The organism is Methylobacterium sp. GC_Met_2 (assembly GCF_026540795.1).
Classification (GTDB): domain Bacteria; phylum Pseudomonadota; class Alphaproteobacteria; order Rhizobiales; family Beijerinckiaceae; genus Methylobacterium.
On record NZ_JALNUM010000072.1, the window covers coordinates 18,948 to 33,179 of the forward strand.

11 protein-coding genes and 1 tRNA gene are annotated in these 14,232 nt (G+C 66.2%); 3 read left to right on the plus strand and 9 right to left on the minus strand.

Features of this window, described 5'->3' with window-relative positions; all coding sequences use genetic code 11:
* The first annotated feature begins 60 nt into the window (after nucleotides 1-60).
* The 3 genes from OXS49_RS21595 (at nucleotide 61) to OXS49_RS21605 (ending at nucleotide 3,492) form a co-directional block, all read left to right on the plus strand.
* Nucleotides 61-1,731: a thiamine pyrophosphate-binding protein gene (locus OXS49_RS21595; RefSeq protein WP_243998473.1), complete on the plus strand. Its 1,671-nt coding sequence runs from the start codon at nucleotides 61-63 to the stop codon at nucleotides 1,729-1,731.
* A 48-nt stretch (nucleotides 1,732-1,779) separates the two neighbouring features.
* Entirely contained in the window at nucleotides 1,780-3,357 is a 1,578-nt protein-coding gene (locus tag OXS49_RS21600) for an aldehyde dehydrogenase (NADP(+)) (protein ID WP_267426643.1), read from the plus strand.
* Between the two features lie 60 nt (nucleotides 3,358-3,417).
* Nucleotides 3,418-3,492, plus strand: a tRNA-Gln gene (locus OXS49_RS21605).
* Between the two features lie 403 nt (nucleotides 3,493-3,895).
* Here OXS49_RS21605 and OXS49_RS21610 read toward each other — a convergent pair.
* The 9 genes from OXS49_RS21610 to OXS49_RS21650 all read right to left on the minus strand — a co-directional run.
* Complete coding sequence (locus tag OXS49_RS21610) at nucleotides 3,896-5,233, minus strand: oligosaccharide flippase family protein (RefSeq protein WP_267426630.1); 1,338 nt, start codon at nucleotides 5,231-5,233, stop codon at nucleotides 3,896-3,898.
* A 277-nt stretch (nucleotides 5,234-5,510) separates the two neighbouring features.
* Nucleotides 5,511-6,371, minus strand: coding sequence for a glycosyltransferase family 2 protein (locus OXS49_RS21615; RefSeq protein WP_243998469.1), 861 nt, complete (start codon nucleotides 6,369-6,371; stop codon nucleotides 5,511-5,513).
* Nucleotides 6,372-6,707: 336 nt separating this feature from the next.
* A complete protein-coding gene (locus OXS49_RS21620; RefSeq protein ID WP_267426631.1) occupies nucleotides 6,708-8,330 on the minus strand; it encodes a hypothetical protein in 1,623 nt (540 codons plus the stop codon).
* Between the two features lie 517 nt (nucleotides 8,331-8,847).
* Nucleotides 8,848-9,564 (minus strand): HWE histidine kinase domain-containing protein, encoded by a 717-nt coding sequence (locus OXS49_RS21625; protein WP_267426633.1) that lies wholly within the window; start codon nucleotides 9,562-9,564, stop codon nucleotides 8,848-8,850.
* Nucleotides 9,565-9,789: 225 nt separating this feature from the next.
* Entirely contained in the window at nucleotides 9,790-11,079 is a 1,290-nt protein-coding gene (locus OXS49_RS21630) for a methyl-accepting chemotaxis protein (RefSeq protein WP_267426635.1), read from the minus strand.
* 93 nt (nucleotides 11,080-11,172) lie between these two features.
* Nucleotides 11,173-11,559: a response regulator gene (locus OXS49_RS21635; RefSeq protein ID WP_267426636.1), complete on the minus strand. Its 387-nt coding sequence runs from the start codon at nucleotides 11,557-11,559 to the stop codon at nucleotides 11,173-11,175.
* A gap of 66 nt (nucleotides 11,560-11,625) precedes the next feature.
* A complete protein-coding gene (locus OXS49_RS21640; RefSeq protein WP_244006830.1) occupies nucleotides 11,626-12,390 on the minus strand; it encodes a ParA family protein in 765 nt (254 codons plus the stop codon).
* Nucleotides 12,387-12,632, minus strand: a complete 246-nt coding sequence (locus OXS49_RS21645) for a hypothetical protein (RefSeq protein WP_267426637.1) — start codon at nucleotides 12,630-12,632, stop codon at nucleotides 12,387-12,389. Before OXS49_RS21645 ends, OXS49_RS21640 begins: the two co-directional genes overlap by 4 nt.
* Nucleotides 12,632-14,232 (minus strand): chemotaxis protein CheA (locus OXS49_RS21650; protein WP_267426638.1); only part of this gene is annotated, 1,601 nt, incomplete at its 5' end. The genes OXS49_RS21645 and OXS49_RS21650, both read right to left, overlap by 1 nt.

The following is a 14,232-nucleotide window of genomic DNA, read 5'->3' on the forward strand; positions in this document are numbered from 1 at the left end:
GACCGGATCATGGGCCTTCTCGGCCAAGGGCCGCACGGCGGGATCGCCAGGGAGGACGGCTTGAGCGGATTGCCCCCACGCACCGGCGCGCGGATTCTCGTCGACCAACTGCTCGCGCAAGGGGTCGAGCGCGTCACCTGCGTCCCCGGCGAGAGCTACCTCGCGGTGCTGGACGCCCTGCGCGACAGCGGTATCGACATCCTCGTCTGCCGTCAGGAGGGGGGTGCCGCCATCATGGCGGAGGCCGCCGGCAAGCTCACGGGACGCCCAGGCATCTGCATGGTCACTCGCGGCCCCGGGGCGACCAACGCCTCGGCGGGGGTCCATATCGCCCGGCAGGATTCCACGCCGATGATCCTGTTCGTCGGGCAGATCGCCCGGCGCATGCGCGACCGCGAGGCGTTCCAGGAGATCGACTACCGGCAGATGTTCGGCGGCGTCGCCAAATGGGCGGTGGAGATCGACGACGCCGCCCGCATCCCGGAGATCCTCGCCCGGGCCTTCCGGGTGGCGATGCAGGGCCGGCCCGGCCCGGTGGTGATCGCCCTGCCGGAGGACATGCTGGACGACGTCGCTTCGGTCGGCGACGCCCCACGCGTGGAGCCGGCCGAGCCTGCCCCGTCTCAAGCGGACGTGGAGCGCCTGCGGGCGATGCTGGCGGAAGCGCGGCGCCCGGTGGCGCTGCTCGGCGGCTCGCGCTGGAGCGCGGAGACCTGCGCGGCCTTCGCCGCCTGGGCGGAGCGCCACGACGTGCCGGTGGCGGTCTCGTTCCGCCGGGCGCAGCTCTTCCCCGCCGACCATCCGAACTTTGCGGGCGAATTGGGTATCGGCCCGAACCCGGCGCTCCTCGCCCGGATCAGGGAAGCCGATCTCCTGCTGATGATCGGCGGGCGCCTGTCCGAAATGCCGGCGCAATCCTACGGCCTGCTCGGCATCCCCGATCCCGGCCTGCCGCTGGTCCATGTCCACCCCGATCCGGCGGAACTCGGCCGGGTCTACCAGCCCACCCTGGCGATCCAGGCGAGCCCGGCGGCGTTCTGCGCCGGGCTGCCGGATTTCGCGCCGACCGGCAGCGGGCGCGCCGCCGAGGCCCACGCATCCTATCGCGCCTGGTCCGAGACGCCGGAGCCGAAGCCGGGGGCGTTCCAGTACGGTCAGGCGATCACCTGGCTGCGGGAGCGGCTGCCGCCCGACGCGGTGATCTGCAACGGCGCCGGCAACTTCGCCACCTGGATCCACCGCTACTACCGGTTCCGCGCCTTCGGCACGCAGCTCGCACCGACCTCGGGTTCCATGGGCTACGGCCTTCCGGCCGCCGTGATGGCCAAGCGCAGCAACCCTGAGCGGATCGTCGTGGCACTCGCGGGCGACGGCGACGTGATGATGACCGTGCAGGAATTCGCCACCGCGGTGCAGTACGCCGTGCCCATCGTGGTCGTCGTCCTCGACAATGGCATGTACGGCACGATCCGGATGCATCAGGAGCGTGAGTATCCCGGCCGGGTCTCGGCGACCGAGCTGCGCAACCCCGACTTCGCGGCCCTCGCCGGGGCCTGCGGCGGCCACGGCGAGACCGTCGAACGCACCGAGGATTTCGCCCCGGCCTTCGAGCGGAGCCTCGGCTCGGGCCTGCCGGCTTTGATCCACTGCCGCGTCGATCCCGAGGCGCTCACCCCGACCATGACCCTCGCGGCGATCCGCGAGAAGGCCCTGGCGGCGCAGCGGAGCTGATCCGTCGGCCCGCATCGAGACGAAGAGGACCAGCCGATGGACCACGCTATGACCCTGCGCGGCGAGAACCTGATCGGCGCCGAGGCCCGGCGCGGCGCGGACGCGTCCTTCCGGGCCGTGGAGGCGGCCACGGGCGCGGCTCTGGAGCCCGATTTCCCGGGCGCCAGCCCCGCCGACCTCGACCGGGCCTGCGCCCTGGCGGAGGCCGCCTTCGACACCTACCGCGAGACCGACCCGGAGACCCGGGCGGCCTTCCTAGAAGCGATCGCGACGAACATTCTCGAGATCGGCGATGAGCTCGTCACCCGCTGCATGGCGGAGACCGGGCTGCCGCGCCCGCGGATCGAGGGCGAGCGCGCCCGCACCGCCGGGCAGCTCCGCCTGTTCGCCGGCGTGGTGCGCGAGGGCAGCGCCGTGGAGGCCCGCATCGACCCGGCTTTGCCGGACCGCAAGCCCCTGCCGCGACCGGACCTACGCCTGCGGCGGATCGCGGTCGGGCCGGTGGCGGTGTTCGGCGCCTCGAACTTCCCGCTGGCCTTCTCGGTGGCGGGCGGCGACACCGCCTCGGCGCTCGCGGCCGGCTGCCCGGTGGTGGTGAAGGCGCATCCGGCCCATCCGGGCACCTCCGAGCTGATCGGGCGCGCCGTCCAGAAGGCGGTCGGGACCTGCGGGTTGCCGGAGGGCGTCTTTTCCCTGCTGTTCGATGCCGGCCAGTCGATCGGGCAGGCGCTGGTGGCCGATCCCCGGATCGCCGCGGTGGGCTTCACCGGATCGCGCCGGGGCGGAACGGCCCTGATGGCGATCGCAGCAAAGCGCCCGCACCCGATCCCGGTCTATGCGGAAATGAGCAGCATCAACCCGGTCCTGCTGTTCCCCGGCGCCCTGGCGGAGCGCGGCGCGGCGATCGGCAAGGCCTTCGCGGCCTCGCTGACGCTCGGCGCCGGCCAGTTCTGCACCAATCCCGGCCTGATCCTAGCCCAGCCCGGGCCCGGCCTCGACGCCTTCCTGGAAGCCGCCGCCGCGGCCCTGCGAGAGAGCCCGGCCGCCACAATGCTGACCCCGGGCATCCAGCGGGCCTATCGCGAGGGCGTTGACCGCGTGGCGGGCCATGCCGCCGTTACCCTGCTGGCGGAGGGGCCGGAGGGCACGGCGACGCAGGGGCGCGCCGCCCTGTTCGCCGCGGAGGCGGATGCCTTCCTGGCGGACCCCGCCCTGCAGGAGGAGATGTTCGGCGCTTCGGCGCTGGTCGTCCGGTGCCCGGACCTTGCGGCGATGCGCAAGGTGCTGGAGCATCTGGAGGGTCAGCTCACCGCCTCGCTCCACCTCGCCCCGGCGGATCACGCAGAGGCGCGCGTGCTGCTGCCGCTCCTGGAGCGGCGGGTCGGCCGCATCCTCGTGGACGGATTCGGCACAGGCGTCGAGGTGGCGCACGCCATGGTGCATGGCGGCCCCTATCCGGCGACCTCGGACGGGCGCACGACCTCGGTGGGCAGCCTGGCGATCGATCGGTTCCTGCGCCCGGTGAGCTATCAGGACGTCCCGGACGCCCTGCTGCCGCCCGCGCTCCAGGCCGCCAATCCGCTGGGCCTGCCGCGCCGGATCGACGGCGTCCCCGAACGCCGCTGAGGCCCCCGGCGAAACGCTTGCCAGGCGGGGCCGCGCCGTCTAGACAGCGACCGCCTGCCTTGGGGCGTCGCCAAGTGGTAAGGCAGCGGTTTTTGGTACCGCCATTCCCAGGTTCGAATCCTGGCGCCCCAGCCAAATTCCCGACGGGACGCGTGTCCTTTCGGGGCCGGGTCACGACGGCCGACCCGGACCGGACGGTGATCTCGGCGTACCGGAGCCGGCACAGCCTTCGAGAACCACCGCCCTACGCCGGACATCGCCCGCGCTTCTGCTCGCAGCGTGACCGCCCCCGGGAAGCGACTCTCTGCTCCTGAAAATCCCTTCGGCGCTGATCGGCAGCCTCGCCCGGACATGCCATGGCGGTGGCCGACAGCCGCGCCGATCGGCGGCACCGATCCGCGCCCGGTGCCATCTGTGCCATCGGCAGACGCGATGGTGCGTACTCGTCAGAAGCAGGCCCGGTTCCTGCGTCGTCGGGCCATCGCCGCGATGACAGGAGCCAAGCCGGGCAACCCGGCCGCTCCGATCCCGATCCTCGTCAGAGTCCGGATCTGAACGTCATCGGGATCCGCGGGAACCGTTTCCTCAGACTCTGAAACCGCCCGGACAGGTTCACGGACGCGGGTACGGAGCCGCTCGCGCGCCACACGTCGCGCCAGAGCCCGCTTCTGATCGTCACATAGAAGGTCAGGATCGTTATGGCGACTTCCGCAATCACGCGGCTGATCGCCATGCCCATGGCTCCGCTCTGCGGTGTCAGGACGATTGCGCACAGGAGGTTGAGCGCACCGCCCACGATTGCGATGACCGTGACCGCCTTATCTTTCCGTGCGGGAAGAAGCAGAAGCATACTCAAGCAGTAGCTGATGGTCCCGAGCGGCAGGGTCAGGCTCAGGACGGAAAAGATGTTGCCCGCCTCCGCGTAGGCATGGCCCAGGAAGATCTTCATGATGAAGGGCCCCAGGAACAGGATCACAATCGATGCCAACGTTGAGCAGAGCGTCAGCACGAAGGTCGTACGCTTGAGCAGCACGTAGGCCTCGACCGGGTTACTCCGTAACTCGCGGGTCATGTGGGGAAGCAGAAGCGTCGAGAGTGGATTCAACAGTTGCAGACCCGCATTGATCAGCTTGTCGGCCGGACCGAAGAAGCCGACCTGATCCGGCGTCGAAAGCCAACCCAACACGAGGCCGGAGGCCGCCGTATAGGCAGCGACGGCGCCCGTCAGGACAAAGATGGCTCCTCCGCCGCGAAGCGCGTCGCGCGCCGCCGTCCAGGATGCGAGCCTGACCGTGACCTCTTTCACGAGGATCACACCCGTGACGAACAGAGTCAGCGACGAGGCCAGAATATAAAACAGGATGACATAAGCATACGAACTCTCACCGCCGACAAACGTCACGATCAGCAGCATATTCAACAGCTGTGCGGCCAGCTCAATCTTGACGACGAGGGCCATCCGCCCCCTGGCCCGGAAGTACCAGAGGAGGTTGGTTCCCTGGAGAATGCCATAGATGATCGACAGGACGCCGACGCCGGGCGCATCCCTGAGAACGGACGAGCTGGAAATCACGAAGATGCCGAACGTGATGGCCGGAACCATCAGGATCAGCTTGGCCGTCAGAATCGCGGAAACGACGCCGTCGAGCTGAGATGCGTCCCGCGTGGCCAGATCCCGGGTCCCAGACACATTGAAACCGAACTCGACAATCAGGCTGACGAGGGTTGCCAGGGATAGCCCGACGAGGACGATGCCGTAGTGCTCGGCTCCGAGCTTGCGCGCCAGCAGCGGGATGATGACGATTGGGAATACGTATCTAAAGATATGTGCAAAATATAAAAGCGCGCCGTCCGTAAAGAGCTTGTGCTTATGCATGTCCGGCCCTCATTCGCACAGCAGCTCCAAAATTTATACCCCTCCCGCGCCCTTTGACCGAGCATGCCGTGGATTGGCATTCCATCATGACCGACCGCATCCCGGCGCCGATCCTGGATCCTCGATCGCTTACAGAGGGATCGAATCCCCCGCCGTTCCAGTGCCACGACGCCTAGACTTGAGCCCGCTGCGCAGCCGATTCAGGCTTCGATAACTCCGCTTTCCGACACGGGCGATTGCGCGATGACGCGTTCGCCATCGGCTTTCCGGCAACCCATCAGGTTCGGAAAAGTCGCAGATTCAGCAGGCGAACCTTATTTTGCACCTGCATGGAGAGCGCAACCGTGCTGATCCGCGCCATCCAATAAAAGACGCGCATCAGCCTGACGAGCAACACGGAGCGCGGAAAGCTCTTGGTCCGATAAAGCGCTTTTTGCAGGTTCAGTTGATGCAGAAACCACCGCGTCACGCTCCGTTCCTGGATGCTCCCGCTGTGCCCACGATAGAGGACGAGTTCGCGGTCGATGCCGTAACCCGGCGCGATCTCCAAGAACCGCGCGAAAAACTCATAATCTTCGCCCTGCCGCAACTTCGGTGATTCATCGAAAAGCTTGATGCTCGCGAGCTTCCTGCGCCTCAACATGATCGTCGATGGGTAGATGTTGTCCCCGAGGGACATCAGGAACCAAGCAAGCGAGATCTTCCGGCGGTAACCGATCTGTGGTTGTTCAATTTTATTGCCGTCCGCATCGATGACACCAGCCGCTGTGAAACAGAAATCGATCCCACGCTGCTCCATGAACTCGACCTGCGTCATGAGCTTGTCGGCGAGCCAGAGATCGTCATCGTCACAGAAGGCAATAAACTCGCCTGTGGCAAGCCGGATGCCAAAATTCCGCGCGACCGATGGTCTTCCTGCAAACTGACAAGCCGCATATGAGACGCGTGCGTCTTGCAAAGACTGTATATAATCGCATACATCTTGTTGATGACCGTCGGCCACGACAATCAATTCGAAATTCGGATACGTCTGTGCGCGGATCGCGTCCACGGTCAACCGCAGAAAGTCGATCCGCTTCCTGGTCGGTATGACGATGGATACAAGCGGCAGCTGTGAATTATGACTTACATGTGTCATGTAATTCGCGCCGAAAAGCTATAAAAACGGACTTGATTTTGCTAAATGGTTTCGCACCGTTTCGCAACCGCGCCCCTAAGATGTCCTCCTGTGTCGGCGGGTGCGCCACTACTTAGCGTCCGCGCTCGCACACGCAATCCGTCGAGAGCAAGCCCGCCTCCCTGATCCCGAAAGCCCGTCTCGGTGGCAGGCCCGGTCCTAGCGAGCATGGCTCCGGAACGGCGACTAGAGCCGTGCCCGATCGCATTACAATCGAGCACGGCTCTAAGCCCTTGTTTTGGCACGCTCTCTTACGCCGAAACGGGGTCCACTTCGGCGGAGAGCGCTCCAAAAGGCCTATTGGGCCGGCGCCGAAGCTCCACCCACGATGACAATGCCGGAACCCGTCTTCAGCATACGCGCCGAGTCCAGGAACTTGGGCGGCAGCGCGACGGGCAGTCTCTTGGTTATAGCTCCCAGGGTCACGGGTTCGGGCAATTCACTCCAATCGATATGGTCGATCCACAGGATGGCCGGGCAGCGTTCGCCCTGCGAAAGATCCAGCGGCGCGCGCGAAGTCAGGACATGAACCGGAAACCCGTAGCGGGCGGCTTCGACATGATACGCCCAATCGATGACTTGGTCCTGATTGGGAACCACATAGTTGGCTGGGTACTCCGCCGCGAAGACCTGCGACGACGCGCATTGGGTCTTCTGGGCCTGGATGAGGGACGCCGCGCTATCCCAGCCGCGATCCAGGGCGTGCGAGATGACGGTGATGCCGTAGACCAGCGCACCATTCAGCAGCAGGAGCGTGAACAGAAGGCGTCGCTGCCGAACGACGTTGACGATCAGTGCAGCCACGATGGCGACGGTGGTCAGAGCGATCGAGGACAGATACCGGGCCACGAACAAATGCGGATGCTTGATATTGACAGCCAGCAGCAACACAGCAGCGAAAGCCAGGCCCGCAACCATGGCGATCACGAACAGCGTATGACCTGTTCCGACGCCGGGGGGATCGATCTCCGACCGAACGCGGTCAGCAGTCACGCCGCCCGTCCTGTGCATCTGCAGAAGGTTCGTGACCAGGATCGCCAGAGAAACCAGGACGGCAAGATTGAAGCCGAAGCTTTTCACGATCTGCGCGATCAGGGTCTTTACCGCGATTGGAAACGAGACCTTGATCCAGAAGGTCCCGGATATCTGATCCAGGAAGGCGGTCTGCGTTATGAACCACGCCATCAGGGGCAGGGATGCGACGAGACCGGCAACGAGGAGGAGGAAAAACCACTTCCATTGCCGCCGGACGAGCATGCAGAGGCCTGAGGTGGCAACGATGCTGGCGGCCACGACGGTGGTCACGTAGTGAATATTGAGGGCCAGCAGGATCAAAAGAAACAGCGAGGCAGCAAGGAGGCGATGATCCCGGATCAGCGCATCGCGGGTCAGCGTCATCATCGCGTACAGACAGATGATGAGGCTCGTCATGCAACAGATTTGCGTGAAATAGGATCGGATCTCGGTCATATTATAAGAAAAGACCGGTGACGTCACGATCATGAAAGCGAAAATGATGATATAGCTTCTGTTTTTCGGATATCGCCGACACAACGCTGTCGCGAGCAGAAGGCTTGCGACCAGCGGTAAGAAATTCATCAATCGACGAAGTAGAACCGAATCTCCGGCCCATGTTTGTACGAGCCAATTTACACCGGTAAAAAAGGGTGGGTGGACGTCGATCAGCCAGCGTTCTCGGACAGCTGCCGTCAGCGGCACATCATGCTTGGAAAGCCAGAGCGTCCAGAATTCATCGAGCCACGGGCCACGCTGCCAAGCCGCCCAGACGGCGATGACCGCCATGAGCGCGAAGAGACATATGTTTGTCGCCGTAAACAGTTTAAGATTTCGATCCTGAACCGTGTCGGTCGGCCACGCCAGCAGTTTTGGTCTTCCTATGTTCGGTGCTGCAATCCTCATCGACGGTTCCTTATCAAGAGGTTGCATACCCTGACCTGCTGCACCGGCCCCGATGGAAGGGCCGCTCCCCTTAAAGATCGAACGCCTAGCAATAAATATTTGGCGCAGAGCCTCTCTTATGGAACGTAGCGCATGGCAAGATCCAAAGGAATGGCGTGGATTTGTCATTATATTCGAGAGCGTCTTGCTCGATATTCGCCCAGGGGTCAACAACGCCTGCGGCTGCTGTGGATGATGCGCTTACAGGTGTGCCCAACAGCCTGTCGTCAACCATCGGGCCCCGGTACCGGTCGGAACGGGCACCAACCGGAATGGGACGCGCAATACCAGGCGCTACCCGAGCGGGGCCGATCCGATGGGCGGTTCCGGGCCACACGGTCGGTGGCGACCTCAGCGGGGTCCGAACGCGGCCTTAGTGCTCTGACGCATTCACTTCGTTCATGCGAGTGAGCACTAGTTCTTTGATTTTGCATCAATTTTTCCAGACTCGGCTGACGCCTCCATCCGGATCGATGCCCTAGAAGCTCCCGCCGTCGTCGTCATGCTCCAGCTCTGCCGCGATCAGACGCCCGATCTGAGCCGTGAACGGAATCTGAAGGCTGCAGCGCAGCCCATCCGGCCCGCAGGTCAGGGCGGTGCGTGCTTCGAGCTCGTAGCCCAGCATGTCTTCGAGGAGCGTCATGCCGAAGCCGCGGTGCGCGGGCTCCCGGATCGCCGTTCCGCCGGCCTCGTCCCACAGCAGCGCCAGGATCGGCCCGGACTCGTCCGGCTGCATCTCCCACGTCACCGCTACTCGCCCCTGCGGCAGGGCGAGGGCCCCGTGTTCGATCCCGTTGCTCGCCAGTTCGTGCAGCGCCAGCGCCAGACTCAAGGCGGGCTTCGGCCGGAGACGCACGCGCGGGCCGGCAATCGTCGCCTGATCGCCCTCGCGCACGAGGTGGACCATCAGCTCATCCGAGACCAGGGAGTGCAGATCGATCTCGCCGAGCACGTCCGTGGTGGATGGGACCCGCAGCAGGGCGCTCAGGCGCCCGTCCAGATGGGTGACGTAGGTCTCGACATCGGTGGCGCTCTCGGCGGACCGATGCATGATGATGCGCAACGTCGCCATCGTGTTGCGCAAGCCGTGCCGCAGGCTGTCGGGCATGCCGGCTTCGTCGAGCAGGCGGCGCAGGCGGGCATTGTCGGCGCGCAGGGCGGCGAGCTGATCCGCCATGTCCCCAGGTTCGGTCATGTCGCGCCTCCGTGACAGTCGGATATCTGCGCAAGTCGGCGCAGGCGCATGCGGTTCATACGGGCGCGAAAAGGATCGGTCCGGCGCATGACATCGCGGCGGGTGGCGAACCGGCAAGCCCGGACATTCTGCGCATGTTCGGGTGGGAGCGATGCGCGGACGCTTGGGAAGCGGCAACCGAGTCCGGACGATTGCGACCGCGGTCGGGATACCGCTTCGGGATCTTCAGAACAGCTCGATAGCCGGCGCATCGGCGTGAGCGGTCGCTTGGCCCAGGGCCTGCGCGTCGACGCGGTGCTGGATCTGCGTGACGTAGCGCGTTCGCGCCGACTCCAGAATGGCGCCGGGTCGGACCGGTGCCTCGGGCTCGCGCCCGCTCAGGCTCTGCCTGAACCCGTCGAGACACGTCTCCAGCATCGCGTTCGACTCGTCGATCGCCTCGATCTGCTGGCGAACCACGTCCTGGAACTGCACCTGCCCGAAGACCGACAAAACCTCGTTGCCCACCGCGCCGGTCAGGGTCGCGACCTCCGACAGGTCGTTGCGAACCATACCGAGCAACACCTCGGTCGTCGTCTGGGCGATGCTGTCGAGTTCGGTCATCAGGGCCTGGAGACGCTCCTGCTCGGTGCGCGTCCCGTCGGCCCCGTGGTCGACGGTGAGCACCTGGCCGATCGTCCGCTGCACATTCGTGACCTGAAGCCGGGCCTCCGCCATGGCCGTCTGGGACGCCTGGGCGAGATCTTGGAGTTCCCGGGCAATGACCTTGAACCCGGCCCCATGGATGCCGGCCCGGCTGGCCTCGATATTCGCGTTGAGGGCGAGCATTCGGGTCGAGGCGCCGACCTTCTCCAGGGAGACGATCAGGGTGTCGAGGCCGCGCATCTGCGCCGCCGCGGCATCGACCGCGCCGCGCTCCGCCCGGGTCTCCCGCAGGCGTCCGTCGAGGTAGGTTCCGAGCGACCGCGCCAGCGTGTGCAGGGCGGTGTCACTCTGCTCGGCGACGCCGACGATCCGCTCGCGCGTGTCGTTGATGCAGACGGCGCTGCGGTTCTGCGCCGCGCTGAGCGCTTCCAGGGATGCCATGATTGCCGAAGCCGCACCTTCGGTTTGCCCGACGATGCTGCGCAATTGCTCGCGCGTCACGGAGAAGAAGGGTTGGAGGTCGGCCAGATCCTGCGCGACATCCTGCGCCGCGCCCTGTGCCGTCACATCCGGCGTCACCTCGGCTGGCCGGCTCGCCGCCGATTGCGGTCCATGCCACGCGGCTTCGTCGGCAGCGGTGGCCACAGTCTGATGCCCGAGCGGCACATCCGACGGGAACGCGACCGCCGGCCGCTGCAGCGCGCGCGTCACGAGGCCGCCGCACACGGCCGACGCTGCCGCGATCACAAGATGGACCGGCTGTGCCGCGCCGAGGATCAGCGGCAGAACGCCGACGACACAGCCAGCGCCGCCGCTGATCAGGAGCGTCTTCATCTCGATCTTGAGGATGGCGGGGGCCGCGGTTTGCATCGGTGGGATCGGTCGCTCCGGCTTGGTCGGCAGCACGCTACCGGACGAGGTCCGAAGCCCGCGTGCGGAGTTCGGCAAGGCGCGCCACCGCGATCAGGCGGCGAGAGCCTGGAGCGACGGGGCGACCTGCTTCACGACCTGCAGAAGCTTGTCGGCCTGGACCGGCTTCACCAGCCAACCGGTCGCACCGGCCTTGCGCGCCTCATCGCGCTTCTCCTGCTGGGACTCGGTCGTCAGCACGAGCATCGGCGTGAAGCGGGTCTGGGTGAGCTTGCGCAACTCCTGGATCAGTTGAACGCCGTGCATGCCAGGCATGTGATAGTCCGTAATGACCAGAGCAGGACGAAGACCGGCCTGGACCTGCGCGAGAGCATCCTCGGCATGTACCGCCTTCACCGTAATATACCCAGCGCTTCCAAGAATACCCGACATGCTGGCCAGAATTGTCGGAGAGTCATCAACAATCAAAACCTTATGCATTGCCTCGCCTTTCAGTACTACACGCCAAGTTTACAATCGTTTTAACTTTGCCAGCAATAGGTATTTTTAGATCGCAAAGACTTTTTCCATGACGTGACTGCATAGCACGTCAAAATCCTGAATGGCCCGTGACCGAGGCTTAAAGTATCTGAGCGGCGTTTCGCGCCCAAATGCCTCCGCGAGTGCAATGTCCGAGCGGATGCCCGGCAGCAGGCGTTCGCGGCCGAACCGGGCCTCGAGCCGTTGGAGTGCCTCCCGCTGCATCGTGATCCGCAGATCGACCTGGACCGGCATGATCGAGAGGCCGCGCAAATCCGGGTTGAGCGTCGTGGCGACGTGGAAATACGAGCGGGCGAACTGCCCGACCCCGTCGACCGCGAGGTGATGAAGCTGGGTGGGGACGAGGACGTGGTGCGCGCTCGCCAGCGCGTTGATCAGCAGGGCGTCGGCGGTCGGTGCGGTGTCGATCAGGGTGATCGCGTAGGAGGCGGCCAGGGGCTTCAGCGCCGTCGCGAGACCCAGGGGCGCGACGGCGCCGTCCGGGCCCGAGAAGCCGCGGTCGGCCGGCAGGATGTCGACCTGGGGCACGTTCGTGCCACGGATGGCGCCGCGGAGATCCACAGCCCCGGTGCCGCGGTAGAGATCGTGCACCGTCGGCTCGCCCGATGCCGCCCGCACCCCGAAGCCCAGGCCGGTATGCCCCTGCGTATCGAGGTCGACGAGCAGCACCCGCAGGCCGCGCGCCGCGAGGGCGGCGGCGAGATTCACCACCGTGGTGGTCTTGGCGGTGCCGCCCTTCCGATTGGCGACCGCGAGGATGCGCGCGCTCATCCGGCCTCCGTCACGGGAAGGCCGGCGAGGCAGGCCGCCGGCACCAGACCGTCCGGACGGCCGCGCAGGGCAGGGGTCGCCACCATCAGCACCTGCAGCACGGCGGTGTGGAGCCACGCGGCCTCGGTGAGATCGACCGTCGCGTCCGGCGTTGCCCGAAGGACGTCGAGCAGGGGCTCGGCATCCTCGACCGAACAGTGCCCCGTCAGCCGGATGGTTGCGCCGTCTTGTTCGAAGGGCATCAGATCAGATCCGGAAGGTTGAGGACCAGGAGGACCCGGCCGTCACCGAGCAGCGCGGTGCCGGAGAAGCCCACGAGGCCGGCGAGCAGCCCGTCGAGGGGCCGCACGATCACCTCCATGCGCTCGCGGAAGCCATCGACCACGATGCCGATCCGCTCGCGTCCGACCCGGGCGACCATCACGGCCTCCTCGTCGGGCGGGGCGCCCGTCGCGGGGGCGAGACCGAGGCTGTCGGCGAGCCGAACCAGGGGGATCACCGCGTCGCGCAGCACGAAGGTCTCGCGCTGCTTGATCCTGTGGATCTGGCCAAGGGGCACCTTCACGGTCTCGGCCACCGCATCCATGGCGACGCCGTATTGCTGGCCGCCGGCCTCCACGGTGACGATCCGGGTCACCGCCATGGTCAACGGCAATTGCACGGTCACGCAGCTGCCCTGGCCGAGGCGGCTCGCGAGCCAGACGTCGCCCCCGGCCTTGCGCACGACGTTGCGCACCACATCCATACCCACGCCCCGGCCCGAGAGGTCGGAGACCTGCTCCTTGGTCGAGAAGCCGGGGGCGAAGACGAGGTTGACGATCTCCTCGGGCGCCATCTGGGCCGCCTGATCCGGGGTGATCAGGCCGACACGCACGGCCTTGTCGCGCACCACGTCCGGATCGAGGCCTTTTCCGTCATCGGCCACCTCGATGATGACGTTGTCGTTCTCCTGGCGGGCAGAGAGGCGCAGGGTCCCCTGGGCCGGCTTGCCGGCGGCCAGCCGCTCGGCCGGCATCTCGATCCCGTGGTCGAGGGCGTTGCGGACCATGTGGATCAACGGGTCGGCGAGACTCTCCAGGACGTTCTTGTCGGCCTCGGTATCCTCACCCTGGATCACGAGCTCAGCCTCCTTGCCGAGCTTGCGCATGGTGTCGCGCACCAGCCGGGGGAAGCGCTGGAACACTTGGCTCACCGGCATCATGCGGATCGCCATGACGCCGACCTGAAGGCTCTGCGCGATCCGATCGATGACCGCGTATTGCTCCTTGATCTCCCGCCCGAGCTGGCGCGAGCCGCTGACCTGCTCGACCCGCCCGGCGAGGTAGGCGAGCCCGTTCTTGGCGACCGTCAGTTCGGCCGCGAAGTTCATCAGGGTGTCGACCTTGGCCTGATCGACCCGGAGCATCCGCGCCGGGGCCGCGCCAGAACCTGTACCATTCTCCGACGCTTCTGCGGGCGGGCCGGCTGTCAGGGGCGCCGTAGGCGCTGTGGACACAGCGGGCTTCTGGACCGCCTTCGGCGCCGGCACGACAGCGGCCGCCGATGCCGTCTCTTCCCCCTCCCGAAGGACGGCGCGGAGCGCGGCCGCATCGCCGGGCCGGGCGAGGGCGGCGGTCAGCGCCTCCGCCCGGGCCGGGGCGAGGTGCGGCAGGCAGCGCAGAACCACCGTCCGCACCGACTCGCGCCGCCCCGCATCCAGCGCCGCCTCGACCGGAACGTCCAGCATCTCGGCCTGGGCCGCCAGGATCGCCTCAGCCCGCTGCCGCAGGGGCGCGTCCGCATTAGCGGAGGCCGCAGCCACAGCTGGGGGAGGGGCCGCCATCGCGGCGGACACAGGGCGGG

Bases quoted from the DNA above. Each gene is read 5' to 3' on its own strand.
- OXS49_RS21600 (WP_267426643.1), top strand. From the start codon at position 1,780: ATGACCCTGCGCGGCGAGAACCTGATCGGCGCCGAGGCCCGGCGCGGC.
- OXS49_RS21610 (WP_267426630.1), bottom strand. From the start codon at position 5,233: ATGCATAAGCACAAGCTCTTTACGGACGGCGCGCTTTTATATTTTGCA.
- OXS49_RS21615 (WP_243998469.1), bottom strand. From the start codon at position 6,371: ATGACACATGTAAGTCATAATTCACAGCTGCCGCTTGTATCCATCGTC.
- OXS49_RS21620 (WP_267426631.1), bottom strand. From the start codon at position 8,330: ATGAGGATTGCAGCACCGAACATAGGAAGACCAAAACTGCTGGCGTGG.
- OXS49_RS21625 (WP_267426633.1), bottom strand. From the start codon at position 9,564: ATGACCGAACCTGGGGACATGGCGGATCAGCTCGCCGCCCTGCGCGCC.
- OXS49_RS21630 (WP_267426635.1), bottom strand. From the start codon at position 11,079: ATGCAAACCGCGGCCCCCGCCATCCTCAAGATCGAGATGAAGACGCTC.
- OXS49_RS21635 (WP_267426636.1), bottom strand. From the start codon at position 11,559: ATGCATAAGGTTTTGATTGTTGATGACTCTCCGACAATTCTGGCCAGC.
- OXS49_RS21640 (WP_244006830.1), bottom strand. From the start codon at position 12,390: ATGAGCGCGCGCATCCTCGCGGTCGCCAATCGGAAGGGCGGCACCGCC.
- OXS49_RS21645 (WP_267426637.1), bottom strand. From the start codon at position 12,632: ATGCCCTTCGAACAAGACGGCGCAACCATCCGGCTGACGGGGCACTGT.